Origin of the sequence: Streptomyces sp. NRRL S-337, from assembly GCF_000720175.1 — a bacterium.
Taxonomy (GTDB): Bacteria; Actinomycetota; Actinomycetes; order Streptomycetales; family Streptomycetaceae; genus Streptomyces; species Streptomyces siderophoricus.
Map to the genome: position 1 here is coordinate 84,597 of NZ_JOIX01000041.1, position 25,680 is coordinate 110,276.

General features: G+C 71.1%; 27 protein-coding genes and 2 pseudogenes. 12 read left to right on the forward strand and 17 right to left on the reverse strand.

Annotation, left to right across the window (positions count from 1 at the left end; genetic code table 11):
* Window positions 1-75: 75 nt before the first annotated feature.
* The 3 genes from IG62_RS0125880 to IG62_RS45200 all read right to left on the reverse strand — a co-directional run bounded on the left by IG62_RS0125880 (window position 76) and on the right by IG62_RS45200 (window position 1,878).
* Window positions 76-663: a DUF2867 domain-containing protein gene (locus IG62_RS0125880; protein WP_030807932.1), complete on the reverse strand. Its 588-nt coding sequence runs from the start codon at window positions 661-663 to the stop codon at window positions 76-78.
* A 74-nt stretch (window positions 664-737) separates the two neighbouring features.
* Window positions 738-1,526, reverse strand: a complete 789-nt coding sequence (locus IG62_RS0125885; protein ID WP_078872239.1) for a TetR/AcrR family transcriptional regulator — start codon at window positions 1,524-1,526, stop codon at window positions 738-740.
* A gap of 97 nt (window positions 1,527-1,623) precedes the next feature.
* On the reverse strand, window positions 1,624-1,878 hold the full coding sequence (locus IG62_RS45200) for a hypothetical protein (RefSeq protein ID WP_234326734.1): 255 nt from the start codon (window positions 1,876-1,878) through the stop codon (window positions 1,624-1,626).
* A gap of 84 nt (window positions 1,879-1,962) precedes the next feature.
* Between IG62_RS45200 and IG62_RS50270 the strand changes: the two are divergent.
* A pseudogene (locus IG62_RS50270) lies at window positions 1,963-2,073 on the forward strand (IS5/IS1182 family transposase); the annotation flags it as partial.
* Between the two features lie 13 nt (window positions 2,074-2,086).
* Here the strand turns inward: IG62_RS50270 and IG62_RS0125900 are convergent.
* Window positions 2,087-2,518 (reverse strand): hypothetical protein, encoded by a 432-nt coding sequence (locus tag IG62_RS0125900; RefSeq protein WP_030807941.1) that lies wholly within the window; start codon window positions 2,516-2,518, stop codon window positions 2,087-2,089.
* Between the two features lie 275 nt (window positions 2,519-2,793).
* Here IG62_RS0125900 and IG62_RS0125905 point away from each other — a divergent pair, with 275 nt between their 5' ends.
* Window positions 2,794-3,438: a LysE family translocator gene (locus tag IG62_RS0125905; protein WP_030807944.1), complete on the forward strand. Its 645-nt coding sequence runs from the start codon at window positions 2,794-2,796 to the stop codon at window positions 3,436-3,438.
* 48 nt (window positions 3,439-3,486) lie between these two features.
* Here the strand turns inward: IG62_RS0125905 and IG62_RS0125910 are convergent, their stop codons facing one another.
* The 5 genes from IG62_RS0125910 to IG62_RS0125930 all read right to left on the reverse strand — a co-directional run bounded on the left by IG62_RS0125910 (window position 3,487) and on the right by IG62_RS0125930 (window position 7,825).
* Entirely contained in the window at window positions 3,487-4,119 is a 633-nt protein-coding gene (locus tag IG62_RS0125910; RefSeq protein ID WP_234326735.1) for a hypothetical protein, read from the reverse strand.
* Window positions 4,116-5,138 (reverse strand): hypothetical protein, encoded by a 1,023-nt coding sequence (locus tag IG62_RS42295; protein WP_051798589.1) that lies wholly within the window; start codon window positions 5,136-5,138, stop codon window positions 4,116-4,118. The genes IG62_RS0125910 and IG62_RS42295 overlap by 4 nt, the downstream gene beginning before the upstream one ends.
* Window positions 5,139-5,466: 328 nt before the next feature.
* Window positions 5,467-6,270, reverse strand: a complete 804-nt coding sequence (locus IG62_RS0125920; protein WP_234326736.1) for an ABC transporter ATP-binding protein — start codon at window positions 6,268-6,270, stop codon at window positions 5,467-5,469.
* Window positions 6,267-7,259 (reverse strand): zf-HC2 domain-containing protein, encoded by a 993-nt coding sequence (locus tag IG62_RS0125925; protein ID WP_051798590.1) that lies wholly within the window; start codon window positions 7,257-7,259, stop codon window positions 6,267-6,269. Before IG62_RS0125925 ends, IG62_RS0125920 begins: the two co-directional genes overlap by 4 nt.
* Complete coding sequence (locus IG62_RS0125930) at window positions 7,256-7,825, reverse strand: RNA polymerase sigma factor (protein ID WP_030807953.1); 570 nt, start codon at window positions 7,823-7,825, stop codon at window positions 7,256-7,258. Before IG62_RS0125930 ends, IG62_RS0125925 begins: the two co-directional genes overlap by 4 nt.
* A 178-nt stretch (window positions 7,826-8,003) precedes the next feature.
* Here IG62_RS0125930 and IG62_RS47405 point away from each other — a divergent pair, with 178 nt between their 5' ends.
* Both IG62_RS47405 and IG62_RS0125935 read left to right on the forward strand, forming a co-directional pair.
* Window positions 8,004-8,153: a hypothetical protein gene (locus IG62_RS47405; RefSeq protein WP_158795118.1), complete on the forward strand. Its 150-nt coding sequence runs from the start codon at window positions 8,004-8,006 to the stop codon at window positions 8,151-8,153.
* Between the two features lie 352 nt (window positions 8,154-8,505).
* A complete protein-coding gene (locus IG62_RS0125935; protein ID WP_030807955.1) occupies window positions 8,506-9,444 on the forward strand; it encodes a DUF5996 family protein in 939 nt (312 codons plus the stop codon).
* A gap of 21 nt (window positions 9,445-9,465) precedes the next feature.
* Here IG62_RS0125935 and IG62_RS0125940 read toward each other — a convergent pair whose 3' ends face one another.
* Together IG62_RS0125940 and IG62_RS0125945 are read right to left on the reverse strand one after the other, a co-directional pair.
* Window positions 9,466-9,939: a VOC family protein gene (locus tag IG62_RS0125940; RefSeq protein WP_030807958.1), complete on the reverse strand. Its 474-nt coding sequence runs from the start codon at window positions 9,937-9,939 to the stop codon at window positions 9,466-9,468.
* Window positions 9,940-10,367: 428 nt separating this feature from the next.
* Entirely contained in the window at window positions 10,368-10,880 is a 513-nt protein-coding gene (locus tag IG62_RS0125945; RefSeq protein WP_030807987.1) for an Lrp/AsnC family transcriptional regulator, read from the reverse strand.
* 60 nt (window positions 10,881-10,940) lie between these two features.
* On the opposite strand from IG62_RS0125945, the gene IG62_RS0125950 reads away from it, so the two are divergent.
* Together IG62_RS0125950 and IG62_RS42300 are read left to right on the forward strand one after the other, a co-directional pair.
* Window positions 10,941-12,206 (forward strand): trans-sulfuration enzyme family protein, encoded by a 1,266-nt coding sequence (locus IG62_RS0125950; protein WP_234326737.1) that lies wholly within the window; start codon window positions 10,941-10,943, stop codon window positions 12,204-12,206.
* Between the two features lie 77 nt (window positions 12,207-12,283).
* Window positions 12,284-12,571: a hypothetical protein gene (locus IG62_RS42300; RefSeq protein WP_030807962.1), complete on the forward strand. Its 288-nt coding sequence runs from the start codon at window positions 12,284-12,286 to the stop codon at window positions 12,569-12,571.
* Window positions 12,572-12,658: 87 nt separating this feature from the next.
* Here IG62_RS42300 and IG62_RS0125960 read toward each other — a convergent pair whose 3' ends face one another.
* Both IG62_RS0125960 and IG62_RS0125965 read right to left on the reverse strand, forming a co-directional pair.
* Window positions 12,659-13,954 (reverse strand): MFS transporter, encoded by a 1,296-nt coding sequence (locus IG62_RS0125960; RefSeq protein ID WP_030807964.1) that lies wholly within the window; start codon window positions 13,952-13,954, stop codon window positions 12,659-12,661.
* Window positions 13,878-14,489 carry an ArsR/SmtB family transcription factor gene (locus IG62_RS0125965; RefSeq protein WP_234326738.1) on the reverse strand — a complete coding sequence of 204 codons (612 nt, stop codon included), beginning with the start codon at window positions 14,487-14,489 and terminating at the stop codon, window positions 13,878-13,880. Before IG62_RS0125965 ends, IG62_RS0125960 begins: the two co-directional genes overlap by 77 nt.
* 21 nt (window positions 14,490-14,510) lie before the next feature.
* Between IG62_RS0125965 and IG62_RS49045 the strand changes: the two genes are divergently transcribed.
* Window positions 14,511-14,999 carry a hypothetical protein gene (locus tag IG62_RS49045; protein WP_234326739.1) on the forward strand — a complete coding sequence of 163 codons (489 nt, stop codon included), beginning with the start codon at window positions 14,511-14,513 and terminating at the stop codon, window positions 14,997-14,999.
* Between the two features lie 222 nt (window positions 15,000-15,221).
* Here the strand turns inward: IG62_RS49045 and IG62_RS0125970 are convergent, their stop codons facing one another.
* Entirely contained in the window at window positions 15,222-15,875 is a 654-nt protein-coding gene (locus IG62_RS0125970) for a DUF7691 family protein (RefSeq protein ID WP_030807970.1), read from the reverse strand.
* Window positions 15,876-16,404: 529 nt separating this feature from the next.
* Here IG62_RS0125970 and IG62_RS0125980 point away from each other — a divergent pair.
* Window positions 16,405-17,751 (forward strand): MATE family efflux transporter, encoded by a 1,347-nt coding sequence (locus IG62_RS0125980; protein ID WP_234326740.1) that lies wholly within the window; start codon window positions 16,405-16,407, stop codon window positions 17,749-17,751.
* Window positions 17,752-17,841: 90 nt separating this feature from the next.
* Here IG62_RS0125980 and IG62_RS0125985 read toward each other — a convergent pair whose 3' ends face one another.
* Together IG62_RS0125985 and IG62_RS49050 are read right to left on the reverse strand one after the other, a co-directional pair.
* Complete coding sequence (locus tag IG62_RS0125985; protein ID WP_051798592.1) at window positions 17,842-21,246, reverse strand: non-ribosomal peptide synthetase; 3,405 nt, start codon at window positions 21,244-21,246, stop codon at window positions 17,842-17,844.
* Between the two features lie 596 nt (window positions 21,247-21,842).
* Window positions 21,843-22,001 (reverse strand): hypothetical protein, encoded by a 159-nt coding sequence (locus tag IG62_RS49050; protein WP_234326741.1) that lies wholly within the window; start codon window positions 21,999-22,001, stop codon window positions 21,843-21,845.
* Between IG62_RS49050 and IG62_RS49055 the strand changes: the two genes are divergently transcribed.
* From IG62_RS49055 to IG62_RS0126005, 4 genes are all read left to right on the forward strand, one after another.
* Window positions 21,972-22,223 carry an NUDIX hydrolase gene (locus IG62_RS49055; protein ID WP_234326745.1) on the forward strand — a complete coding sequence of 84 codons (252 nt, stop codon included), beginning with the start codon at window positions 21,972-21,974 and terminating at the stop codon, window positions 22,221-22,223. The genes IG62_RS49050 and IG62_RS49055 overlap by 30 nt on opposite strands.
* A gap of 434 nt (window positions 22,224-22,657) precedes the next feature.
* Window positions 22,658-22,924 (forward strand): hypothetical protein, encoded by a 267-nt coding sequence (locus tag IG62_RS49060; protein ID WP_234326746.1) that lies wholly within the window; start codon window positions 22,658-22,660, stop codon window positions 22,922-22,924.
* Window positions 22,925-23,754: 830 nt separating this feature from the next.
* Complete coding sequence (locus IG62_RS0126000) at window positions 23,755-24,837, forward strand: hypothetical protein (RefSeq protein ID WP_030807979.1); 1,083 nt, start codon at window positions 23,755-23,757, stop codon at window positions 24,835-24,837.
* 51 nt (window positions 24,838-24,888) lie between these two features.
* Entirely contained in the window at window positions 24,889-25,344 is a 456-nt protein-coding gene (locus IG62_RS0126005; protein WP_030807981.1) for a VOC family protein, read from the forward strand.
* A gap of 169 nt (window positions 25,345-25,513) precedes the next feature.
* On the opposite strand, the pseudogene IG62_RS50275 reads toward IG62_RS0126005, so the two are convergent.
* Window positions 25,514-25,678, reverse strand: a pseudogene (locus tag IG62_RS50275) (hypothetical protein); the annotation flags it as partial.
* Window positions 25,679-25,680: the final 2 nt, after the last annotated feature.

Genomic DNA, 25,680 nt, shown 5'->3' on the forward strand with positions numbered 1-25,680 from the left:
GGCACTGGGCGGGACTGGGCGGGGCTGGGCGGGACTGGGTGGGACTGGGTGGAGCGGCGGATCAGGGCGGACGAGTCAGGGCGTGGGCGTGTTGCGCCGCCAGTTCTGCCCGATGCTGCGCATCATCCGCGGGTACACGAGCGTGTAGCGGAAGGGCGCGATCGCGGCCATGTAGGCCCTGCCGAGCAGGCCGTTGGGCTTGACCAGGACGGCCATCTGGCCGCGGTGTCCGCCGCTCCCGTCCGGCACCCAGCCGATGTGCAGCACGCCGTGCATGGTCCGGTTGGCCAGCTCGGCCGCCCACTCGTCGTCGGTCAGGTAGAGCGGGGTGAACAGGCCATCCCGGAAATCCTCCCCGGCGGGCCGGTCCCTCAGATCGGACGGCAGCCGGTCGCGCAAGCTGGTGACGCGGGCGCCGAGACCGGCGTCCGAGGCGTCCCAGCCCAGCAGCGCGCCCAGCTTCCAACGGATCGCGAAGAGGACGCGGGACACCCAGGAGGATTCCCCCGAGTGCCGACCGTCGGCGAACTGCCGTACGAGCCGCGGGAATTCGTCCGGCCCGCCCGGTGTCGGCAGCGCCCATACGTCCTCGACACGGAAGTCATGGGCGATCTCGTGGATCCGCCAGGGGCGGGAGGTGTGCGCGGTGGTAGCCAGCTTCATCGGTGCGTCTCCTTCAGTGGGAGCGACGGGTCCGTCTGGTGGGTGGCGCAGGTGCGTCAGTCGGCGCAGGTTCGTCAACTGGGGTGGGGCGGCGGCACGGAAAGGCCGAGGATTCCGGCGACGGCCGCCGCCACGAGGGACTCGTCGTGGGCGACCTGCCCGGCCACCGCGATCGACGTCCCCTCGATCGCACCCACGACGGCCCGTGCGACATCACCGGCCGGCGGGCCGTCCGGGATCGACCCCACCGCCCGTCCGGTCTCCACGAGACCGGCGCACCGTTCGATCAGCACTCGATAACTCCGCTCCACCGCATGCCCGATGGGATGGTCCTGGCCGGAGAATTCCAGGCGGAGTGCTATGGCCACACGGGCAATGTCGCGTCGGCAGTAGACGGTGTGCGCCCGTGCGAGCGTGAGCAGCGCCGCGCCCGGGTCCGCCTCCTGCTCGACGGCGTGCCCGACTTCCTGCTGCCAGGTGTTCAGGACCCACTCGATCACGGCCAGGGCCAGGTCCTGCTTGTCCTTGAACTGGTGGTAGAGCGCACCGCGCGTGTACCCCGCCTCCCTGGCCACCTGCTCCAGGACGAGGTTGCTGTAGCCCTGCCGCGACAGCCCCCGGGCGGCGGCCTCCAGGAGCGCACTGCGCGTACGCGCCCGCCGCTCGGCCTGAGTGGAACGGCGGGGGGCGGCGCGCTCCGGATGGCCGTCAGTGCTGGCCGGGTCACCCGCGCTGCCAGGGCCGCCCGTGCTGTTCGCTCCGGCCGGTTCGCCGGATCGACTCCGTCCGTGCGGCCTTCGTTTGCTCGCCCCGCTGGCCCCGCTCACCCTCGGCCCGTTCGGTCCGTCGTGACGTACATGCATGTATGTATGTTAGCGACCGAGGGGCGGGCTGGGGGCTGTTCCGTCGTACGCCCATGCCACCCAGCGAGCTGCCACGCCGGCCCGGGGCCTGGTCGATTCAGGCGGTGAGGAGGGGGCGGAGGTGTGCGTAAGCCCAGGCGTTCAGCGTGGTGGGTGTCGTGGTGGTCACGTCACGGGACTGCTCCGGCACGAGGCCCCGCGTTCCGGCGAGCATGCCGACGATGCCCTCCACCGCCTTGGGCGGCAGACCGGCCGAACGCAGCGTGGCGCGTCGTGGGACGGTTGTCGTTCCACGGTCGATGTGGTGACCGCCTTCGGCTGTCGTCGGCTGTATGTCGTCCCCCTTCGTCACCGGTCCCGACGCCGCGACCTGCCGCGTTCGAGCCAAGCAACCGCACGAGCGGCTCGCGGTCCGTATCCATGAACCCACTTCTGTTGCCGCTTGCCTGCGTTGAAGAGGCATCGCGCGGCCGCCACGCGCTACGACAAGCTGGCGGTCCGCTACCAGGCGACCGTCCTCATCGCTGCCGTCAACGAGTGGCTGTGACCGGCACCCGTCGTCAGAGCTCGTAGTCCTGGGCCATCTCCTCCCAACGAATGCTGCGAAGTGCAGGGTCGGCGTCCTCACCCGACGGGACATCCAAGTGGGTCTGGAACCAGACCACAGTGAGGGCAGAACGGTGCAGCACCGGGTCGAGCTCAGGAGCGACCGCTGTCGAGCGGAAGGCGCCGATGCAGGCCACGGAAGGCAGGATCTCGACGGGGCCGAAGGCGCCACCGGTCTGGTTCGGGTACCCGCGAGAGGGTGGAACCAGATGGACCGGCGTGGAGGGAAACGAGCGTTCGGCCTGCCGCTGGAGGCCCCTGACCTTCATCTCGTTGACGGGCTTACACGGGTAGCCCTCCAGCATCCCCCCGTAGGTCGAAGACATTCGCAGCTCGGTGAGCTCAATCGAACGGCCGGACGAGAGGGCTATGTGGCTCAGCGACATGCCGACACCCTATGCGCACGATTCACTTCCGAGACACGGCCTTGGACCTGTCCGACCGATCAGGCAGAGATCGCCGACGCGATCGTGGGCGATCCGTCCGCAGTCGTTGATGTCATCGGCCGGCTGGAGTCAGGGTGCTCGGAGACACCGAACGGCAGGGCCGTATCCTGAGGCAGGCGATGCAGGCACTGCCGATGCGTCGCAGCCGCCCGTCGCAGCCGGACGCCGCCCCACTCCGGATACCAGGTACCCGGCAAACGATCAGGAGTTGACCGGTGATCAGTCTGGCCGCAGTAGGGGGAGTGGCCCTGGTCGAACTGGGCATGGCCCTGACCCCGGGACCGAACATGATCCACCTCGCCTCTCGCGCGATCACCCAAGGCCGCAGGGCGGGCCTGGTCAGCCTGAGCGGGACCGCCGTGGGATTCCTGTGCTACCTACTGGCCGCGGCCGCGGGCCTGTCCGCGTTGTTCGCCGCCGTGCCGCTGGCGTTCACGGTGGTCAAGCTCGCCGGGGCTGCCTACCTGGCCTACCTGGCCTGGGGCATGCTCAAGCCCGGTGGCCGCTCGCCCTTCGCCCCGGCCAAGGACCTGCCTCCGGTCTCTGACGCCCGCCTGTTCTCGATGGGGCTCCTGACCAACCTGCTCAACCCCAAGATCGCTCTCATGTACGCCGCTCTTCTGCCCCAGTTCATGGAGCCGCAGGCGGGCCCGGACTGGGCGCAACTGCTGCAGCTCGGTGGTGTGCAGATCATCGTGGGGCTCTCCGTGAACGCTCTGGTCATGCTGGCCGCAGCACCGGTGTCGGGGTTCCTGACCGCCCGGCCCCGCGTGATGACCGCTCAGCGGTTCGCGTCAGGCGGCTTGCTCGGCGTCTTCGCGCTGCGCACCGCCCTGTCCCGTACGCCTGTCTCGTCCTGAGCCATGCCCGCGCGCCTGTGACCCCGGTCCCATACGTCAGACCTCGTGTCAGGCCCGTTGGTTCTCCGCCCGTGCTCCGTGGACCGCATGGAGCACCGCGCCCGTGACGAAGACGCCGGCCGCCGGTGCCCATGCGGCGGGTTCCGGTCCCGGCTGCATGGCCCAGGCCCATACCGTGGCGGCCCGGCCGGAAGCGGCGCCGCTTGCCAGGTAGACCGCGCTGAGATAGGTGACCGTCGGCAGCCAGCTGAGCCGGGCGCCGATGGCGGCGGCGGACGCCGCGGCGATCCCCACCGCACCCAGAAGGTTGCGGACCATCGCAAGGGCGCCGAACGTTTCCACATGCCCCGGCACGGCGAGCGCCAGAGTGACGGCCGCGAGCGCGGTCAGTGCCAGCAGGTGGGCCAGTCGCCGGGGCCACGCGGGCCGCACCGCGGTCCGGTCCAGCTCCGGTGAGTGCTGGTGCAGGCTGGTGCCGATGGCCGAGGCGGCGAGCATCGGCGCGAGGGCCACGAACGGCACCCTCTGGTACGGGTCGAGGTAGGCGTTCAGGTGGTGGGCGCACACGGCGGCCAGGAGCGCGGTGCCGAGGAGGGTGGCAACGGTCAGGGGCAGGGCGCGTGAGCGGGCGTAGAGGGCGTATCCGTAGGCGGGTGCGTATGCGGGAATGCGGCGGCTCACAGTGCGGGCCCCCCGTTTCCGTCGCAGCTGCCGGCGGTCGCGAAGTAGCGGCCGAGCCAGGCGCGCCGACGGGCGTCGGGCATGGCCGCGAGGCGGGTCAGCGCCCGGGCGTCGGCCTCGGCCCTGGCGACCGCCGCCTGGTCTCCCCACTGCCGGGCACGCGCCGCCTCGGCCTCCCGCCGGCGCCGGCTGAGGCTGTTGGAGACCAGCCAGTCCCGTACGGCGGCATCGGTGCGGTCGGCACGGGTGACGTCGCACTCGCGCGACACCAGCCCGGCCGCGGCCTCCCAGGCGAACCGCTGGGGATCGGCCAGTTCACCGCGTACCACGCTCTGGCCGAGGTAGAGCTGGGGCAACTGCGCCTCGTCGTGGTGGGGAGCGCGGTGCAGGTCCTCGAAGCGGACGGGGACGTTCGCGACCCCCGCGAGCCGGCCGGTGACCCCCGACAAGGCACGGGAGACCTCCGGCAACAGGCCGCGGTCCAGGGTGTTGACGCACACGCGCGGGGACGAGTCGTCGCACACCTGCGCCTTCTGGAGCGGGTCCGGGTGCCACATGCCCGCTCCGGTCCGCACGACGGGTACGGCGGCGGCGACCGCGACGGCCAACGGCAGCAGGGCGGCGTACCTGCGGCGGCGAGCGGTGTGGACGACGACGGCGGCCGCGGCCAGGCCGCCCGTCCAGGCAGCCATCGCGAACGGCTGCCACCAGACCGGCAGGGCGGGGAGGGCGGGAGCCGCCGCCGGGCTGAGGAAGCGGACGGCCGCACTCTGGTAGGTGGGGAAGCCGAGCACCACATACGCGCAGACCGCGAGCGCAGGTGCGGCGAGCCGCCACCGCACCAGTCGTCCGACGACCATCCCGGCCGTCGTCATCGCGGTCAGGAACACCGCGTCCGCCAGCGGCGGCAGGAGCAGCGGCCGGCCTGCCGAGACGTACGGCCAGCTGGCCAGCAGCGCTCCGGCCACGGCGGCCGTGTGGCCGGCGAGGACTCCGAGCACCACCGGCCAGGCCGACACCAGGAACTGTGCGAGCGGCCCCTGGCGCCGGAGAACCGCAGCTCCGCCGTGCGCGACCGGTGTTCCCGGCCGCCCTGCCAGCACCCCGCGGCTGCGGCCAGGGGCCCGGCGAGCAGGGTGGTCATGGTGTGGACCTGTAGTTGTGTGCGGCCCCAACTCCCTTGCCACAGAGCAGATTTGGCGGCCAGTGGCAGGAGGAGGGTGAGGAACTTGGCGAGCGCGGCCCAGCGGGCCGGGCCGCTGCACAGCTCGGCGTACAGCGGGTGGGGAGCGTGCCGGAGGCGTCGCGGCGTGCGCGCGGCGGCCGGCCGGACGAGGGGCGGCGCGGTCATCGGCGTACCCCCGCGGTGGAGGCGGTGCCGGCGCGGTGGGCGCGCAGCGCGATCGTATAGCCGCGTTCGATGGAGTTGCCCCCGATGCCCGCGCCGTCCGCCTGCGCACCGAGCTCGGCGAGCGAGGCCGGTGTACCTCGGTAGGCCACCCGCCCGGACTCGATGAGGGTCACCTCGGTGCACGCCGCGGCCACGTCCTCCACCAGATGGGTGGAGACGATCACGGTGGCTTGCGAGCCCAACTCCCGCAGCAGTGAACGGAACTCGACCCGCTGCTCGGGATCGAGACCGGCAGTCGGCTCGTCGAGCAGCAGCACGGCCGGATCATTGACGATGGCCTGCGCGATACCGACCCGTCGCACCATGCCGCCGGACAGGGTCTTCACCTTGGCGTCGATACGGTCCGCGAGCCCGACCCGTGCGACGGCCCGCTCAACCGCCGCGCCGGCCCGCGCGCCCGGCATCTCCTTCAGCCAGGCCACATACGCGACGAACTCCCGCACCGTGAAACCCGGGTAGTACCCGAAGTCCTGCGGCAGGTAGCCGAGCCGGCGGCGGGCCGCCGCCAGCTCCCGGTGGCCGGACAGGTCGTGGCCCAGGAGCTCGACGCGTCCGCCATCAGCGCGGGCGACCGTGGCCAGGACCCGGATCAGGGAGGTCTTGCCGGCGCCGTTCGGGCCGAGCAGACCGTGCACTCCGGGGCGGAAGTCGAGATCGACGCCGTCCAGGGCGACCGTTCTGCGATGCCGGACGGTCAGTCCGCCGACTCTGACGGCGCTGGTGGTGTCCGTGCTGATCACAGGTTCTCCCGAGGGTCGAGACGCGAGCCCTGGCCGGTGCCCGGGCTGATGTCGAAGGAATGGCGGCGCAGGGCGAGCAGGCCCGCGCAGAGCGCCCCGGCCAGGGCCCAACCGCCTTGCGCGGGCGCGCCGGACAGGTACTGCGCCAGCTGCTCGGCGAGCGCGGTCATGGGCAGGATCCCGCTGCCGTCCCCGCCCGCGCCGCGCGAAGCGAGTACCGGCAGGAGGACCGCGAACGTCCAACCCGCGGCGACGACCCCTGTGGCGGTCCGGCACCCGAGGTACGAGCTGAGCGCGAGCGCGCCCAGCGTGAGGGCCAGGCCCGGCAGCAGCCAGGCTCCGGCACCGGGCACGCCCGCGGGGCCCGGCAGGACGGCACCGACGGTAGTGAGCAGCGGCAGGCTCACCCCGAGGACGGCGGCGGTCCGGGTCAGCAGTAGCCGGAGCCCGCCGGACGGCGTCGAGGCGCTGATCTCGTACAGCCGGTCGGCATGCGGCCCGTAGGAGAGTGCCACGCCGGTGAGCGGCAGCACGGGGGCGAGCAGCAGCAGCACAGGACGGGCGCCGTTGAATCCGGCTCCGTACGCCAGCCCCACGGCCGCGGCGCACACCAGCAGCAGCGCGATCACCCACGGTCCGCGCAGCGCCGGCCCGGCGGCCCACAGGGCGCGGGCGAGGCGTCGGGGCAGCGTGGCGGACGGGTCTTGGTGCTGTCCGGCCGCGCCGGCCGGTTCCGTCTCCACGATCGCTCGGAGCACCGAGGCCCGTACCTCTGCCAGTACCGCCGCCGGGCCCTGCGTCGTACGGACCGCCTCCGATACCGCGGCCGCGCACCGGGCGCATGCCTCCACGTGCTTCTCCAGGGACCATGCGTCGGGCTCGGGGAGGGAACCGTCCGCGTAGCGTGCGCTCATCGCCGCGTCCACGTGCCATGCCTGGCGGGCGTGGTCCCGCCCGCGGTCTCCCGGGCGTTCCGCTTTCCACGTCATACGAGATCTCCCAACGGTGCGCCGCCATCGGACAACTGGGACAGGACGCGGCGCAGTTCGCGGCGCGCCCGCATGGCCCGGGTCTTGACCGTGCCCTCCGGTACCCCGAGCAGCAGCGCGGCTTCGCGTGTGGTCAGGCCGTCCACGACGGTGGCGCGCAGCACCGCACACAGCTCCGGTGAGATCCGGTCGAGGGCGGTGCCCACATCCCCGTATTCGAGCCCGGTCAGCACCCGGTCCTCGGCGGACGGTGCGGCCGCCGGCGGCTCGTACGCGACACGGTCGGCCCGCGTGTGCGCCCGCTGCGCGTCCACCAGCCGCCGCGCCGCGATCACCCACAGCCAGCCGCCGGGCTCACCACCCCGGTACGTTCCGGCGGAGCGCCACACCGTGACGAAGGTGTCCTGAAGGACCTCGCGCACCGTCTCCGGATCCGCGCAGCGCCGCGTCAGCCGCGCGTGCAGCCAGCCGGCGTGCCGGTCGTAGAGCGTGGCCAAGGCAGTCTGGTCGCCCCGGGCCACGGCACGCAGCAGTGCCTCATCGTCGTCATCTCGGTCGGCCCCCATGGGGCGGAACAGTCTCACGCCCTCTCTATCGCTCGACGGGCCGCCCCTGGTTCACGCCGGGCGCACCGGCGGCGGCGCGTTACTCGGGGCGTATCGGCGTCTCTCAGAGAGGAGTCCGGATGGACATCGAGCAGGCCCGCGCACACGTATTGCCGCCATTCGAGCCGCGGGCGAACGCGTGACCGCGGACGAGTTGGACCGGCTGTGGGCGATACGGGAGACCGTGCGGCCGGAGGAGTTCCTGGGCTCTTGGAAGCCGTCGGCTCGGCCGGTCGGGCGTGACTGGTGTGACGATTCGGCCGTACGTGCCGCGCTCTACCAGGTGTGACGATCTGTGACACCCCCGCTGATGGCGTCATCGGACCTGTGGGCTCTTTGGCCGGTCACGCTGCGATCCTTTGGTCACCATCGTGTCAGGAGTCCGTGGTCGCCCAGCGGTACAGGGTGTCGCGGTACACGTCGGCGAAGGCCCGGTCATGTCCGGTGCGCTCCCGCTCTTGTGGTCGAGGACCGACCGCCCCCGTCACCTCCTCCCTGGCCGGACGACGACGTGACCTGGGCGGCGGCCCGTGCGGCCGCCGGGCTGAACTGCTCCCTCGGCGGCGTGCTGGATGTCCCCTGCGGGGTCATGATGGGACTGCCCGGCCGCCGCGGAAGCGCCGGGCAGGAAGGGGCAGGCGATGGAGCAGTTCCCGCCGGTGCCGCTGGCGGAGTGGCGGGACACCAAGGAGACCCTGCACCGCTTCGCGCAGATCGTCGGCAAGATCCGCTTGGCCGCGAGCGCCCGGCGCAACCACTGGTGGAACGTCCCGTTCCATGTCACCGGGCGCGGTATCACCACCCGTCCGATGGGTCAGGTCGACGGGAATCCGATCTTCACGATCGACTTCGACTTCGTCGACCACCGGCTCGCCGTCATGACGCTGGACGGCGAAGAGCGGTCCTTTCCGCTTCCGGGCCAGTCCGTCGCATCCTTCTACGACCAGACCTTGGCCGCTCTGGCCGCACTGGGCGTCCGGGTGGACATCGCTCTTCCCCGGCCCTTCGATCTGCCCGACGCCGACCGGCCGTTCGCCGAGGACACCGAGCACGCGAGCTACGACCCGGTGGCCGCAAACCGCTACTGGCGGGTGCTGAGCCAGGTGGCGTCCGTGCTGGAGGAGTTCGCGGCGGGCTTCTCGGGAAAGGCAAGCCCGGTGCACCACTTCTGGCACACGTTCGACATCGCCCACAGCCGGTTCTCCGGGCGCCGGGTCGACCAGCCCGGGCAGGTCGACCCCGTCACCCGGGAGGCGTACTCCTCGGAAGTAATCAGCTTCGGCTTCTGGTTCGGCGACGACACCTTCGCCGAGCCCGCGTTCTACTCGTACACCGCCCCCGAGCCCGCCGGCCTGGCCGAAGCGCAGCTCAGCCCGGCGTCCGCGCAGTGGGTCGCGGGCGCCGACAGCCACCTGGCCGTGCTGCGCTACGACGCGGCCCGCGCAGAGCCCGATCCACGTGCCGCCGTGCTCGCCTTCTACGAAAGCGCCTACCAGGCCGGGGCCGAACGCGCTGAATGGGACATCGCGGCGCTTGGGTGCCCCGGTGGAATCACGGACCCGGTCCGTCGCATCGGATGAATTCGGTCAGCGGTGCAGTGGTCAGGTTTCGGTGTCGGTGCGCGCCAGGATGCCCTTGAGCAGGCCCGTGGACTGGCCGACCTCGATGAGGTAGCCATCCGGGTCGTGCATGTAGCAGCGCAGCTCGGCGAGCCGGTCGATGGGCGGGGTGAGGAACTCGGCTCCCTTGGCGCGGGCTGCCGCGTAGAAGCCGTGGATGTCCGCCACCCGTACGTTCAGGAAGCTGGAGACGCTGTGGCGGTCCTCCGGCGGGCGCAGGACGACGTCGGGTTTGTCATCGGTGGGCCCGCCGCCGGGGTTCATGATGATCCAGCTGTTGGCGACCTTGATGATGCAGGGGTTCTCCTCCAGCACCACCTGCCCGCCCAGCACATCGGCATAGAACGCCCGCGAGCGGGGGACGTCGCTGACCGTGAGAAAGTGCGTGAGCAGGAGGCCCTTGGCCGGTGCGGGAAGGTCGTCGGCTGAGGCGCCGGCGGCGATGAAATCGGACATATGGCGAGCGTAGGGCGGAAGCCTACGCCCGGCATTCCCATCCGGCAGGGCCCGCCGGGCACAACCCCGCCGGCACGACCGGCCGCCGAGCGTCGCCAACCTACTGATTCCCACCGTGGCGGGAAGCTGGCAAAATACCTCTGACCTGCATAGATGCAGAATGACTTCGGTCAACACACCGTCGATGCCCGCGCGCTCGCAGACGCACCGCAGGCGAATCCGACCGCCACCGCACCGCTTGTGGACCTGGTGGAGCGGGACAGGATGCGGAGCCGTCGCGGCGTGGACAGTCACAGGGATGCTCACCAGCCCCCAGGTGACGGTCCGCTTCGCGATGGTCTGCCTCATGACCCCATCGCACCGCCCATGCCAGCTGATCGCACATGGGCCGAGCTGACCACAACCTCGCAGGTAAGCGGGTCCGCGTTCTACTCCACGCCTGCCGTCATGGGGGCGGGAGCGCCGTCGGGCTGGGGCGGCAGCAGCGGGCCGCAGTCCCACTGCTGGAAGATCAACCGGGTCTCGACGCGCGCCACTTCGGGCCGTGAGGTGAACCCGTCGAGGACCAGCCGCTGAAGATCCGCCATGTCCGCGACCGCGACATGAACGAGATAGTCGTCGGGCCCGGTCAGATGGAAGACCGTAATGGACTCCGGCAGTGCCCGGATCCGCTCCACGAACGGCCCCACCAACTCCCGCCGATGCGGCCTGACCTGCACGGACAGCAGTGCCTCCAGGCCCCGGCCCAGCTTCGCCGGGTCCAGCCGCAGCTGATGGCCGAGAATCACTCCCGAGCGGCGCAGCCTGGTCACCCGGTCCAGACAGGTCGAAGGCGCGACACCGACCTGCGCGGCCAGATCGCGGTACGTCATCCGTGCGTCGTTCTGCAGCAGCCGTAGCAGATGGAGATCCACCGGATCGAGTACGACGGAATCGGTCATATGCCGAACGTAACACGGGGTTCGGCGCTCCGCCCCCGCTCGGTGTTCAGAATCCTGCGCATGGACTCCGGCAGCTTTGACGCATATGACGTACCGGCCGACCCGCAGGGAACCGGCCAATCTCCCGACGGCACCGGTCGTCGTGTCCCGGGCGTGCCCGCACCCCGGGCGCTCGCCACCGAGGCGGTGCACGCCGGGCGGGACGACCTCGCGCGGCAGGGGGTGCACGCCCCGCCGATCGACCTGTCCACGACCTACCCCTCGTACGACAGCCGGGGGGAGGCCGCCCGGATAGACGCCTTCGCGGACGACGGTGCCGAACCGGAGGGCCCGCCCGTCTACGGCCGCCTCGGCAACCCGACCGTCGCCCGCTTCGAGACCGCCCTCGCGCGTCTTGAGGGCACCGAGAGCGCGGTCGCCTTCGCCACCGGGATGGCCGCGCTGAGCGCCGTGCTGCTCGTACGCAACGCGATGGGCCTGCGCCATGTCGTCGCCGTACGACCGCTGTACGGATGCAGCGATCACCTACTCACCGCAGGGCTGCTGGGCTCCGAGGTGACCTGGGTCGACCCGGCGGGCATCGCGGACGCGCTGCGCCCCGACACCGGCCTGGTGATGGTCGAAAGCCCGGCCAACCCGACCCTCGCCGAACTCGATCTGAGAGCCGTCGCGCACGCCTGCGGTTCCGTCCCGCTACTCGCCGACAACACCTTCGCCACCCCCGTGCTGCAACGCCCCGCCGAGCAGGGAGCCCGTCTCGTCCTGCACAGCGCCACCAAATACCTGGGCGGCCACGGAGACGTCATGGGCGGCGTGGTGGCCTGCGACGAGGAGTTCGCCGGGCGGCTGCGCCAGGTGCGGTTCGCCACGGGCGGAGTGCTGCACCCGCTCGCGGGTTATCTGCTGCTCCGTGGTCTGTCCACGCTGCCCGTACGGGTTCGAGCCGCGTCCTCGAACGCGGCGGAGCTGGCCGGCCGGCTCGCCGCAGACCCGCGCGTCACCCGCGTCCACTACCCGCGCATCGGAGGCGCCATGGTCGCCTTCGAGGTGGCCGGCGACCCCCACGACGTCATCGCGGGCGTCCGACTGATCACCCCGGCCGTGAGCCTCGGCAGCGTCGACACCCTCATCCAGCACCCCGCGTCCATCAGCCACCGCATCGTGGACGCCGACGACCGCCGCGGCGCGGGGGTCAGCGACCGGCTGCTGCGGCTCTCGGTGGGGTTGGAGGACGTGGAGGACCTGTGGGCCGACCTCGGCCGGGCGTTGGGGACGGAGCCGGAGCCGGGCAGGGCCCTCCAGGAGGCGGCGGTCGCGAACAGGTAGAACCGCATACGACGACCGGCCTGGCCGATACGACCAGGCCGGTCGTCGCGGTCGATGACGCGCTGGACCTGTTCGCGGTGCTGATGGCGAACCGGCTGATCAGTCCCGCGCGGCGGGCCTCGGAGCGGGAGCGCCTCGCGATGTTGCCGCAGTTGGAGAAGGCGGCGCGCATCCTGGAGGCGGTGCGTCGCCTGCCCGCGCTCTCGCGCCGCCGGGTCAAGGACCGGCCGCTGCTGCCCCGCGAGGTCGACGCCGACCTGGTGCCCGCGCTGTGGAAGCGGGCGGTGTTCTCCAACGCCAGCCGCCCCGGCCAGGGCCTGCGCCCGTTCCCGGACCCGAACTCCCCCGGGGACGCCGAGGATTGACGGCCGGCACACCCGGCCGACCCGGCCAATCCTCGCGCCCCGCAGAGGCCTGGCACCCGACTTGTTGTGACGCCTTCGCGGCAGGCGTCACAACAAGTCGGGTGCACTCTCCCGGGCGGGATCCTTGGATGCCGGGTGGTCCGGACCGCCGGCCGGGGCAGTGGCACGCAGCGCCGCTTCGACCCGGCGGTTGTTGGTCATGGATGCCGTGACGGCCGTCATCGCCAGGAGGAGGACGGCGGCGGCGTAGAGCGGGGTACGGATGTCGTAGGTGGTGGCCAGCCAGCCGCCGAGGAAGGCCCCGATGGGGGCGGCGCACATGGCCAGCATGCGGGAGGTGGAGGCGACCCGGCCCATGAGGTGGGCCGGGACGATCGCCTGCCGGAGGGAGGGGCCGAGCACCATCGTGGCGCCCATGCCGGCCCCGCAGACGGCGAGCGCCAGCCCGGCCACGTACGGGTTCGGGGCAGCGGCAAGGCCCAGGATGGCCAGCCCTTCGACCGCGGCCGTGCAGGTCAGCGCGGTGCCGGTGCCGAGTCGTCGGCCAAGGTAGGAGGCGATGCCTGCACCGAGCAGACCGCCGGTGGCCTCCGCCGTGAGGAGCAGGCCGAAGCCGTAGGCGTCGATGCCGAGGCGGTCGTGCGCGAAGAGGGCGAGGACGGTCTCCACGGCGAGGAAGGCGACGTTCCCGACCGCCGGGCGGAGCGCGAGCCCGAGCAGCAACCGGTCCCGGAAGACGTACGAGGCCCCGGCCCGCGCCTGCCGAAGCAGCGACTCGCGGATCTCCGGCACGGGCCGGGGTAGGGCGGGCAGGGACCGTACGAGCAGTGCGGAGAGCAGGAACGACACCGCGTCGGCGAGCAGCGGAACCGCCCGCCCGAGCGCGAGCAGCGCACTGCCCGCAGGCGGCCCCGCGAAGCCGGACATGGCGGTCTGGGCTCCGCGCAGACGAGAGTTGGCTCGCTCCAGGAGTGCGGGGTCGCGGCCGAGCAGATCCGGCAGATAGGCCGTGGCGGCCGTGTCGAAGAAGAGCCCACCGAGGCCGAGCAGGAAGGCGACGGCCGCGAGCAGCGGAATGCTCAAGCCGTCGAACGCGGCCGCTGCCGCCGGTATCGCGAGCAGCACCGCACGCGCCGCGTCCATGACCCACATCGTGCGCCGGCGGTCCCAGCGGTCCACCAGCGCACCGCCGAGCACCCCGAAGAGCAGCCACGGCAGCGTCCCCGCGGCCGTGACGACGGCGAGCGCCATCGGATCCCGCGTCAACGTCAACGCGAGCAGCGGCAGCGCGGCATGCGACACCCCGTCACCGAGCGAGGACACCGTCTGCGCGGTCCACAGCCGTCCGAACCCGGTCGGCAACTTCCGGACGCCTGAGGTCACTTGGCGCCCCCCTCGGCTGCTCGCACGGTGCCGGGTGAAACAGTGCGAAGACGAGTGACGCGTCCGGCAGCGACGGATCGGACAGCTCCCGGTACTCGTCCGCCAGTGCCTCCAGCCGCGCCCCCAGCTGCGCGAACTGCTCCTCGGTGAGCCGCAGATGCGCCATCCGTACATGCCGCTCGCCATCCACCGGCGACGCCTCCAGGTCCGCCACCGCATGCCGCATCAGCACATCGGGCTGCCCCACCCCGGGGTCCGGCAGCTCGATCGACCGTGCGGCCATCGCGTAGTACCGCTCGGTGACCCCCCGCACCTTCCGCGTCCGCACCACCTTCACCAGGCCGGCCCGCTCCAGCAGCCGCACGTGATAGCTGGAACTCCCCTTCGCAAGGCCCACCCGCTCGGCGATCTGCGTAATCGTCGCCGGCTCGAAGCGGAGCACGGCCATGATCCGGTGACGCGTGAGATTGGAGACGGCGCGCAGCTGCTCGTCCGTGGTGACGTGAAACGTCTCGGGAAGATCATCGGTAGGCATACGAGCAATGGTCAACGACTCTTGACCATTGAGCAAGGGGATTTCGCGCGGACCTCCAGAATCTGCTGTCCGGCGCGCGAGACCTTCCGTCAAAGCCCCCGCTCGCCGCCGATCCGGGGAACCGTCAAAAGACCTTCGTTTTCGGAAGATCGGGCCGCCCGTGACCTGCTGCCCGACCCGGGCCGCTCGATCACCTCGATCGCCAAGCTGCTCGGCGTCTCGCCGGCCACGCTCTACCACCACATCCCGGACCTACGCGAGCTGCGCGCCGCGCAGTGTCCCGCCAGCTCGAAGCCCCCACACAGTAGGCAGATCAGATCAAGATCAACCTCAGCGGCACTTTCTGTACCTCAACTACTCACACCCGCGTACGCATGCCACGCCGCATGCCCAGGTCGGTGGATCGCGGACTTCGAGGAGTTCACCGAGCTGCTGTCCGGCTGGGCCGAAGTGGCCGAAGAAGCCCAACGACGCCAATGGGGCTGGTCGGAGTCCCCATCTGAGGTCTGAGGTCACGCAGCTCTGGCCGGGTGGCCGTCTCCCGGGACCGCGTCTGCCGTTGGTTCAGTGGCTGGCTGGACCGCAATGGGCACTGCCGGCCATGGAGAACGGCCAAGACCAACTCGGACGTCGGTGTACCGGCGCGTTACGGCAGAGTGAGCTCCGGCCGGCGCCCGCGGCACTTTGCGATGAGTAGCCGCGGGGCGCTGCTTGTGGCCGTGTCTCTCCTGGTCAGCCCTTGAGGGAGAAGAAGAGTGTGTCCTGTGTGTACCAGTCGAGGTTCTTCATGCCGTACTCCCACGATTCGTGCTCGACATCCAGCTTCTCGATGAGGGCTTGGACGTCATAGGTGAAACCGTCGTCCATCCTGTCCAGGACCGCGCGGTAAGCGTCCGCGGCGGGCTTGGCCTTGGCCAGCGGGAACATGCCGATGTGCGGGCCGTCCACGGGATACGGGATGTGGAAGGGGATCTCTTCCGGCGGGCCAGAAAACAGGTAGTCGTGCAGCAGGAGGTCTGCGCTCACGCCCAATCGGCGCAATTCGTCGTCCAGCAGCCCGAAGAAGGTGGAGGGCTTCGAGTACACGCCCAGTTCGTCGGGGTCGGAGCCATTGCGGTCGATGATGAGCTGGAGTGCACTGTAGTAGGCGGCGGCCGCGTACTCGGCGTCTGAGTCGGCGTGGCCGGCTATGAGGTGGTCGAGCGCGTCCGGGATGGACAGGCCCCAGTCGATGCCCTGGTGGTCGAGGTCGAGTTGCCTGGCCTGCGCGAGCTCGCGCATGACACCGAGGTTGCGTTCCTGGTCAGATGTGAGGTTCCCGGCGGCCCCGAGAAAGGCCACGACGTCTGCCTTGTCGGCGCTGTTGAACGAGATGATTCGGCTCATGATCGCCATACTGTCAGCCAGCACTGACATCGGAGTCCGTGCCCGGGAACTGGAACGCCGCAGCCGACCGCCCGGCTGGGTGGGCATCTCGTGCACTCTCTCCCCCGCCGCGGTCGCCTGCCCTGCTGCGACGGATCGGCATCTGCGGAGCGACGACCGACTCACGGAGTGCGTGCGCGAGCTCGGTGGCACACCGGATGAGGCACTGCGGGACGCGGAGCTGCGCGTCTGCCTGCTCGGCGTCCTGCGGGCCGACCCCGCCGTCGTCGACGGCTACCGGGCCACCGCCGGCGCGCAGCTACACCGGAGGCCCTGCGCGGTCTTCCACGGCCTGGTCGACCCGGCGGCCTCACCGGACCGGCTGGGGCGGTGCGTTCCGACAGCCGTTGACCGTCCACGCCTTCACAGCAGGCCATTTCTCCGTCTTCGACCAGGTTGAAGAGGTAGCCGATCGCATGGACAGAGAGTTCGGACGGCTCCAGCCGCGCGAGCCGGAGCATGGTGAGCCACTCACAAGGGAGCAGTTTCAGTGACAACGACCAACGGACGGCCGACGGCCACGACACGGATCAGGCAGATCGCCACAGCCGCGCTGTCGCTGTACGTGTCGATGATCGCCGCCTCGGCGGCCGCTCTGGTGGACACCGCGGTTCTGGGCCACCACGCGACGGCGGCACTGGCGGGGCTGGCCGTGACCACGGCCGTCTACGGCCCGGCCACCGCGGCGATCGCCGGCGCGCAGCGCGGTGTGATGCCCTTCGTGACGGAGCACCAGGACGAGCCGGAGAAGCTGGTCCCGGTCCTGCGTAACGGGATGTGGCTGGCCGTTGCCACCGGTGGTCTGGGCGGCCTCGCGGTGGCGGCGGTGCCGTGGATCGGCCGGATCGGAGGCGTACCGGAGGCGACGCTCGATCAACTCGGCGCCTTCCCCGCGCTGTTGGCGGTGTCCACGGTGTTGATCGCAGTGTCGACGACGGCGGGTTCCGCGCTGATCGGACTCGGCCGGAGCCGCCTGGTGATGCGCGCCGGGCTGGCCGGCACGGGGGCGGCCGTCGTGCTGTCGCTCCTATTGGTCGGCGGACCCGGTCCGCTGCCCTCCCTCGGTCTACCGGGCGCCGGTATCGCGATGCTGGCCTCCAGCACGATCAGCGCCTTCGTTGCGCAGGTCGCGTTGCGGCGGTCTCCGCAACTGGCGGGCCGTACCTTGAGGTTGGGGCGCCCGCAGCCGTCGCAGGTGATCGGGCTGGCTCGGGTCGGCCTTCCGCTTGCGGCCACTGTGCTGATCAAGTTCGCGGTCCTGGGGGTGCTGGCCTTCTCGGCCGCCCGGATCAGCACGGAGGCGGCTGCCGTGCACAGCGTCGCGGTTTCGCTGGTGAACCTGATGTTCACCGCGGCCGTGGCGGTCGGGCAGGCGGTCGTGCCGGTGGTGGCGGAGCGGCTGAAGGAGCAGGACCTGACAGGAGTACGGGCCGGGGCGGTGTCCGGGTTGGCCGTCGCCGCCGGGGCGGTGCTGCTGCTCAGCGGGCTGCTCACGGTGGCGCGCGGGCCCGTGCTGGCGGTGTTCAGCGCGGACCCCGGGGTGCGCGACAGGCTGGTGGAGCTTCTGCCGCTCGTGCTGGCGGCCACCCTCGCGGACGCCGCCCAGGCCCTGTTCGGCTTCGGGCTGATCGGGGTGAGGAGGACCCGGCCGAGCATGCTCTGCTTCGCGGCCTGCTACGGCGTACTGGCCCTGCTGGCCGGACCGATGGCGGCCGACGGCGGCCTCACCGCGCTGTGGGGCACGCTGGCGGCGGTCAACCTGGTCCTGATCGCGGCCCAGGCCTGGTGCTTCCGCCGCTACAGCGCCCTGGCGGTGGCGGAACCGGTCCCGTCCTGACCCGTCGTCCCGTCCGCCCTTGAACCCGCCCCGGTCTTCGGGGCCGGTCCGAGGGCGGACTGCCGTGCACCCGTTGAGGCGCAGGCGCGTTCAGTGCGCGGGCGCCGGCCGGCCGGGCGCCGGCCGGCCGGCGAGCTCCACCGCTCCGATGGGTGTGTCGGGCTGTTCCACCGCGGCCCGCAGCAGAGCGAGCAGGCCGTCCGCCAGCCAGCGGGCCGTCGTCTCCTCGAAGAGGTCGGCCGCGTACTCGATCCCGCCCGTGATCCCGCCCGGATCACCGGTGCCGCTGTCCAGGTCTTCGGTCATGGTGAAGGTCAGGTCGAACTTGGCCGTGTCGGTCGCCAGTTCACGATGGCGCACCGTCAGGCCCGGCACCTCGGGCAGCCGCGGGGGCTCGACCTGGAACGCGAGCAGGACCTGGAACAGCGGGTGGTAGGCCCGGGACCTGGGCGGGGCCACGGCTTCCACGACCTGATCGAACGGTGTTTCCTGGTGGGCCAGGAACTCCAGGTCCGCCTCCCGGACCCGGGCCAACAACTCGGCCATCGACGGGTTGCCGCAAGTGGCGGAGCGCAGCACCAGGGTGTTGGCGAAGAAGCCAACCAGGTCCTCCAGCGCGCTGTCGGGCCGCCCGACGACCACCGTGCCGATCGTGATATCGGTGCCCGCCCCCGCTCTGGTCAGCAGTGCGGCCAGTGCCGTGTGCACGGTCATGAAGACAGTGCAGTTCCGTCGGCGGGCCAGCGCTGCCAGTCCCGCGTGCAGGTCGGCCGGGACCTCCAGCGGCACCCATCCGCCCGGTCCTTCCGCCGCCCTCCTCGGCCGGTCGGTGGGCAGGGCGGCGTCCGTCGGCGCTCCGGCCAGGGCCGTGCGCCAGAACTCGGACCGTTCCTCGGTCCGGGCTTGCAGCTGTTCGCGTTGCCTGAGCACGTGGTCCGCGTACTGGACGGGCAGGGGCGCCCAGTCGGGAGCTGATCCGGCCAGCCTGGCCCGGTACGCGGTCAGCAGATCGCGCAACAGCGGACCGGTGGACCAGCCGTCGGCCGCACTGTGGTGCAACACGATCAGGAGCGTCGAGCGCTGCGGGCCGTCGGCCGCCACGGTGCGCCACAACGAGGCCCGCAGCGGGAGGTCGGTCGCGAGGTCGAAGACCTCCCGTGCGGCCAGCCGCAGTTGCCCGTCGAGCGCCTCTTGGGTGACGTGATGCTCGGGCAGCGCCAGGTCGACGTCCGTGGCCGGCACCACGTGCTGGTACGGAACACCGTCCTCATCCGGGAGCAGGGTGCGCAGGGCTTCGTGCCGGGTCACTACGTCGACGAGTGCGGCCCGCAGAGCAGGGGCTTCGAGAAGCCCGGTGAACTCCACGGCCAGTGGCACGTTGTAACGGGGGCTCGGTCCCTCCAGCAGGTCGATGAACCAGAGCCGTTGCTGGGTGTGAGAGAGCGGGATACGGGCCGGACGCTGCGCTGGGCGCACTGCCGGGCGGGCCGAGGGGCCGGTCTCCGCGTGCCCCGAGCCTGCCAAGCGCTGGGCGAGCCCGGCCACCGTCGGGGCAGCGAAGACGTCCCGCAGGGTGAGTTCGGCGGTGAAGAGGGTGCCGAGACGGCTGATCAGCCGCACCGCGAGCAGGGAATTGCCGCCCAGGTCGAAGAAGCCGTCATCGGCGCCGACCGGGCCGCTGTCCAGCACCTGTGCGAACAGCCCGGCCAGCGCCTCCTCGACGGGGCCCTCGGGGGCACGTCGTCCCGCGCGCGGGGTGAACTCGGGTGCGGCCAGCGCGTTGCGATCCAGCTTGCCGCTCGGGGTCATCGGAAGCCGGTCCAGCCAGACGAACGCAGCGGGGACCATGTAGGCGGGCAGCGCGCGCTCAGCCGACTCCCTGAGGCGCGCTGTGTCCTCGTCACCGGGCCCGGACCGGACCGGCTCTCCAGTCCGAGGCGCGGGGACGAGGTAAGCCACCAGCCGGCGCCGCTCCGGGTCCGGACCGTGGGCCACGACCGCCGCATGGCCGACCACCGGATCACGCAGCAGGACGGCGGCCACCTCGCCGGGTTCGATGCGGTGACCGCGGATTTTGATCTGGTCGTCTGCCCGGCCCCGGTATTCGATCCGCCCGTCCGGACCCACCGCCGCAAGGTCGCCTGTGCGGTACATCCGAGACCCCGGCGAGCCTGCCGGGTCTGCGACGAAGCGGGCGGCCGTCAGGCCGGGGCGGTGTAGGTAGCCGCGGGCCAGGGTGGGGCCCGTGAGGTACAGCTCGCCCTCGGCTCCCACCGGGGCCAGTCGCAGCTCCGAGTCGAGCACCCGGGCGCCGGTGCCCGGCAACGGGGTGCCGATCGGCGGAGCAGAGGCCCCAGGACCGACATCGGCGGTCAGGGACCAGATGGTGGTCTCGGTCGGCCCGTAGAGGTTGGTGACCCGCGCCGCCACCGACAGGAGCCGGTCCGCCAGATCCCTGGACAGGGCCTCGCCGCCCACCAACGCCCGAACTCCCCTCAGCCGCTCCGGGTGCACGCCCAGCAGCCCCTGCCACAGCGAAGGAGTGGCCTGAACGACGTCGACCCCGGCGGCCTCTATCAGCTGCGCCAAGGCCAGGGGGTCGCCGGCCTGTTCGGGGTCGGCGAGAACGATGGTGGCGCCGGCCAACAGGGTGCCGAAGATCTCCAGGCCTGCTATGTCGAAGGAGACGGTAGTCGCGGCGACCACCCGGTCCCCGGCCGAGATGCCCAGGCGAGCCGTCAGCGCGGCGAGCGCGTGGCCGTAGGCATTGCGGCTGATGACAACGCCCTTGGGGCGTCCGGTCGACCCCGAGGTGTAGAGAACGTAGGCCGCCTGGCCCGGCTCGACGGTGGGAGGCGTCCACGGCATGGCGGCGTGGCTCGGCTCGGCGAGCGCGTCCAGGAGCAGGGTGGGTACTTCGGTGGACGCAAGGCGACGGGAGGAGGCGGAGTCCGTCAGCAGCAGACACGGCGCCGCGTCCTCCAGCATCAGGGCGATGCGTTCTCGGGGCAGCCCCGGGTCGACCGGCAGGTACGCCGCCCCTGCCTTGAGCACGGCGAGGAGTGCGACCACCAACCCGGGCCCGCTCGGCAGCGCCACCGCGACGAGCCCCTCCGGGCCCGCGCCCTCGCCGCCCAGCCGGGCAGCCAGCCACGCCGCACGCTCGTCCAGGTCGCGATAGGACAGTACGTGTTCCGGCATGACCTGACTGCACGTCAGCACAGCGGCGGAGTCAGGCCGTTCGGCGACCCGGCGGGCGATCTCCTGGACCACGTCGATCGCCAGGGAGCCGTCCGGGTGGGCACCGGCTACGGTGTGCCGAGGCGCCATTGTGCCCCGGTCGACGACTGCCATCGCCGCCTGCCAACCGAGTCCGGTCCGCACGGCCTGCCAGCCCGGCGGAACCTCTAACTCGTCCGGCCACAAGCAGTACTCGGCGAGATCGTTGACGAGAATCGAGTAGAGCCGTGTCGGGTCGCCGAAAGGGCTGGGCATGACATCCGCCTTCTCGCTGGCTACAGAGGAATCTGTGACATGTGAAATGTTACATGTGCCATTCCGGCTCGCCCGGGCCTCTGACGCTCGGCCCTGTACTCGTACAGCGACGACGAACAGCGCCGACGGGTCGCATCGCACCGCCAGAGCAGCCAGAACGCGTCATGGCAGGCACAGCATCGAACGCCGGCCAGTACTCGACGCCTGGGACCGGGTTGGCGTGCCCGTGGCCGGCTCAAGCGTCCAGTCGCACCCCAAGGTCGTGGCCGAAGGGCAGCCAGCCTGCCTGTGCACCCATGATGTGGGTGCACAGGCAGCCTTGTTTCCCTACGTGCGACATCCGGTTCCACCAGCCGATCGAACTGAATTACGCATAGTGGCAGTACTGCAATCCCCCTGTCCGAGCACCAGCGCAAGGTCTACGCTCCCGCTGGTACGCGCGGGGGTGCGGGATATTCCTCACGACAACTGCCGACACCGCCCCTGCCAGCCGACGCACCCCTCGCCCCAACAGCCCTGTGCCGACCGGGGGCGGCCAAGCCGTGCTCAACATCATCGGCGTACACCTCTATCTGGAGAACCCCGATGGCGAAGTGCTACTCGGGCTGCGTCACCCCGACTCCGCCTACGCAGGAGCCACATGGCACTTCCTCGCCGGCCACTGAGAGCAGGAATCCGCCGTTGCCTGCCTCGTCCGCGAGGCCCAGGAAGAAGCCGGTCTGGTCATCGATCCACGCGACGTCGACTACGTGCATGCTGTCCATCTCGTCGATACGCCTGGCACACAGCCACGCATGCAGCTGGTCTTCCGCGCCCAGCGCTGGAGGGGTAACCCGGAGATCCGCGAGCCCGAAAGGTGCACCCGATGGGGCAGGTGGCACCCGCAGGCACTTCCTCGGCCCCTCGTGCCGTACACCCGTGCCGCCATCGACGGCATCCAGGCGGGTCGCCTCTACACCGAGATGGGATGGTCATGACCGGTACTCCCCCAGGCGGCCCCCGACCGAGCACGAAGGCCGTCCCCTTGCCACATCAGTTCCCGTCCGCCACCGCCGTTCCTGATAGCGGCGAAGGGTCTCTCGCCCGCAAGGTGGCCGCGGCGCGGGCCGCGATGGTCGCCCGGCTGGAAGACAACGGCGACCTCAGGCCGGGGCCAGTGCGCCAGGCCCTGCTGGCCCTCCCGCGCGAAGTCCTCATGCCGCAGGCCTACGTTCGGCGCAGTCAGCCCGACGAGACCCCACCGCATTGGGATCGGCTGGACTGGTCGACGCCCGAAGACCGCCAGGAGCTGCTCGCTGTGCTGTACAGCGGGCAGAGCGTGCTGATCCAGCACGACGGAGAACCCCTGCTCGGGCGCATGCCAGCCCCGCGGTCCGGTGGGCGCATCACATCGATGTCCAGTACGGTCGGCATGACCGCAGACCTACTGCACCAGTTGGACCTTCAACCTGGGCACCGCGTTCTCGACATCGGCACAGGCGCCGCTATGACCGCGGCCATCGCCTGCTGGATCTGCGGCGACGGGGGCGTGGTCACACTCGACCGGGACCAACACGGATCACCTCAGGTGCCGGCGGACACGTCCAGCACAGCCGCAAAGCCCCACCCGCCGACCAACCACGCGCCCTCTGGCTCGCCGTCGACCATCTGCGGCCGGGCCTGGTACGGACCTGGGTAGCTGACCACCTGGTGATCGGCGCCCCGGCGTGCGGATCATGGCTCACCGCCCGCCCCGACGGATCCGGCGGCTGGACGCTGACTGCCTGCGGCCCCCGGGACATCTGGAACGAGATCCAGACCATCGCCGCCCGCTGGCGAGCAGCCGGTTCCCCGCACTCCTACCGGCTGCACTTCGGAGATGACGATCAGTGGGTGAGCGCAGGCAGCGGCAGCAGGGAGCTGGCCTGGCCCCTGCCCCAACCCCACGACACGGGAACCCAAGAGAACCCGGCCTGCCCATCCCCCGTGAGACCCGACTGACCGGCTTGCTCTCCCGGGCCTGGTGACGATGGGCGCGGTGCTGCCGCGGGGGGTGCTCACCGCCGTAGACCTGCGCGATCGCGGGGCCGAGGGCCCGGTTCCTGCGGGCAGCCATGGCTCAGGGTGGAGGCGTTACGGGTCTTCCATCGGGACGCGGCTTCTCCGCTGCTGCGGGCCCGGATCAGCGGGCTGCTGTCGGGAAACGCGGCGAGGGCCGTGCCCGCGGTCCGCTCCGGAACGACGGGCGACCCCTTGGGTTCTGTCGTCAAAAGTCGCGCCCGTGCCGGCGGACAGCGCGGAGACCTGACACTTCGCCCACCGCCCCGGCAGGCCGGCGGCTGCTCATGCGATCATGCGATCGGCTCTCGATCGGCCATTGCACAACCAACGGATCAGACAGTCGAGCGATCGAGCCATCGGGCATCGGGCATCGGGCATCGGGCATCGGGCAACGGGCAACGGGCATCGGGCAACGAGCGAGAACGGGAGTGCGGTGTGAGCGGGGTTGGGGGGCAGGACGGGCCGTCCGTGTCCGACGAGGAGTGGGAGCGGTTCCTCCGTGAATCAGTGACGGGTGTGGCCGGGGCACCCGTGGAGCCTTCAGCGCGCGCCCGTGAGGTGGAGCGGCGGCTGCGGGAGCGCTCCGGGCAGCCGGAGGGCTGGCGTACGTACTCGCCGGCCCGGCCGCGGCGCAGGACAGGCTGGTACGTGACCGGGCTGGTGGCGGCCGTGTCCCTCCTGATCGTGGGGCTTTTCCCGCAGCAGGTCGTCGGCTGGGTCGGTGGCGACGACGGCGAGCAGGAAAGTGCTCCGTTGGCCGCCGAGTCGGAAGGCCCGCGGGAAGCGCCCGGCGCCGAGCCGGATCTGCGCCCTACCCTCGCCGAACCCTTCCGGGGTTCGCCTGCCGCCCGCTGGGCCGACGGAGCGGCAGGGATCACGGTGCCACCGGCCAAGGCGACCGGCTGGATGGACGCCGCCGAGGTCGAGCGGGCGCTGCGGCAGAGTCGGGACTTCCTGGTGGCCGCGGGGCTCGACTCCCGCGTGCTGCGCGGCGAGCGGCCCACGAAGGCGATCGCACTGCTGAACCCGCATCAGAAGGACGTCCAGGCGTATCTCCGTACCTCCCTGTCGTCGACGGCGCCCGCTCCCAAGGCCAACCCGCTGCTGTTGTTCAGCCGCTTCAGGCCGGAGCAGGCCCGGCTCGTCGGTGACGTGGTGAAGACGCGCGGTCGGCTCACGTATCGGGAGGGGAAACGGGGGGCGGTCGAGGTGACGGCGGACGTCACCTTTGTGTACCCGGTCACTCCGGCGGGCGACGGCGGTCGGAACGCCGAGGTCGTCCGTACGATCGTGCGGCGCGAGGTGGTGATGAGCTGGGACGACCCGGCCAAGGTCATCACCGAGCCGGGCACGATGTCCCTCGTCTCGTACGCGCTCGACATGACCAACGGCGGCTGCTCCACCCCGACTGGCTACTTCGTGCCGCCCTTCGGCACGGCCGACGAGCAGCCCGCCGAGGCCCACCAGGTCGATCCGTACGACCGCAGCAAGCCGATCGACACGAGCAACGGCACGACGGGCAAGGGCTGTGCGACCGCCACCCGCTCCTAGACCTGTTGCGAAAGTGGATCTTCTGTCAGACCTGCCTGGGATGCTTTGAGCATGGAGATGACAGTGCAGCTGACGATCGACTGCTCCGATCCGCAGAGAATGGTGACCTTCTGGGCCGAGGCCCTGGGCTACGTGCCTGAGCCTCCGCCGGGTGGGCACGCCACCTGGCGTGCCTACTGGGCGGCCATGGGGGTGCCCGAGGCAGAGTTGCCGGCCGGTGCCGGGGACATTCCGGAGTCGATCATCGATCCTGCGGGACATGGACCGAGGGTGTGGTTCCAGCAGGTTCCGGAGCCGAAGGTCGCCAAGAACCGGTGGCACTTCGACCTGAAGGTCGGTGGGGGCCGTGACGTCCCACTGGACATCCGCATACAGCGGGTCAAGGCTACGGTGGCACGGCTGGTCAAAGCTGGTGCCACCGTGCTGCGGATCAAGGACGAGCCGGAGATGGGGCTCTACGCCGCCGCCATGCAGGACCCCGAGGGCAACGAATTCGACGTCGTCTGAGGGCCGTTGCGACGGTGCTGGTCACAGCCACTCGTTCACGGCTGCGACCAGCACAGTCGCCTCGTAGCGGACGGAGAGCTTGTCGTACCTCGTGGCCACTGCCGGGTGCCTGGCGGACGTCATTCGCCGGGGTCGCCTTGGGGACCGCGATGTAACGCCGGCCGAATCCCCGCAGGTTGTGGTAGCCGACATGCGCGTCGACCGTCACCCAGTGGCGCGCGGCGAGGACGAGATGCGCTAGATGTGCTGTCCGGGGACGTTGGTGACAGGCGACACGCCTTTCAGGGCGCTTGAAGAAGGTGAGGGCCTTCTGGCTCGGTGGGGATTGCGACATCT

Excerpts from the sequence above, each read along its gene's own strand:
- IG62_RS0125880 (WP_030807932.1), bottom strand. The coding sequence starts at position 663 with ATGAAGCTGGCTACCACCGCGCACACCTCCCGCCCCTGGCGGATCCAC.
- IG62_RS0125885 (WP_078872239.1), bottom strand. The coding sequence starts at position 1,526 with ATGCATGTACGTCACGACGGACCGAACGGGCCGAGGGTGAGCGGGGCC.
- IG62_RS0125900 (WP_030807941.1), bottom strand. The coding sequence starts at position 2,518 with ATGTCGCTGAGCCACATAGCCCTCTCGTCCGGCCGTTCGATTGAGCTC.
- IG62_RS0125925 (WP_051798590.1), bottom strand. The coding sequence starts at position 7,259 with ATGACGTGGAAAGCGGAACGCCCGGGAGACCGCGGGCGGGACCACGCC.
- IG62_RS0125930 (WP_030807953.1), bottom strand. The coding sequence starts at position 7,825 with ATGGGGGCCGACCGAGATGACGACGATGAGGCACTGCTGCGTGCCGTG.
- IG62_RS0125935 (WP_030807955.1), top strand. The coding sequence starts at position 8,506 with ATGGAGCAGTTCCCGCCGGTGCCGCTGGCGGAGTGGCGGGACACCAAG.
- IG62_RS0125940 (WP_030807958.1), bottom strand. The coding sequence starts at position 9,939 with ATGTCCGATTTCATCGCCGCCGGCGCCTCAGCCGACGACCTTCCCGCA.
- IG62_RS0125945 (WP_030807987.1), bottom strand. The coding sequence starts at position 10,880 with ATGACCGATTCCGTCGTACTCGATCCGGTGGATCTCCATCTGCTACGG.
- IG62_RS0125950 (WP_234326737.1), top strand. The coding sequence starts at position 10,941 with ATGGACTCCGGCAGCTTTGACGCATATGACGTACCGGCCGACCCGCAG.
- IG62_RS0125965 (WP_234326738.1), bottom strand. The coding sequence starts at position 14,489 with ATGCCTACCGATGATCTTCCCGAGACGTTTCACGTCACCACGGACGAG.
- IG62_RS0125970 (WP_030807970.1), bottom strand. The coding sequence starts at position 15,875 with ATGAGCCGAATCATCTCGTTCAACAGCGCCGACAAGGCAGACGTCGTG.
- IG62_RS0125985 (WP_051798592.1), bottom strand. The coding sequence starts at position 21,246 with ATGCCCAGCCCTTTCGGCGACCCGACACGGCTCTACTCGATTCTCGTC.
- IG62_RS49050 (WP_234326741.1), bottom strand. The coding sequence starts at position 22,001 with ATGCACGTAGTCGACGTCGCGTGGATCGATGACCAGACCGGCTTCTTC.
- IG62_RS49060 (WP_234326746.1), top strand. The coding sequence starts at position 22,658 with ATGACCGCAGACCTACTGCACCAGTTGGACCTTCAACCTGGGCACCGC.
- IG62_RS0126005 (WP_030807981.1), top strand. The coding sequence starts at position 24,889 with ATGGAGATGACAGTGCAGCTGACGATCGACTGCTCCGATCCGCAGAGA.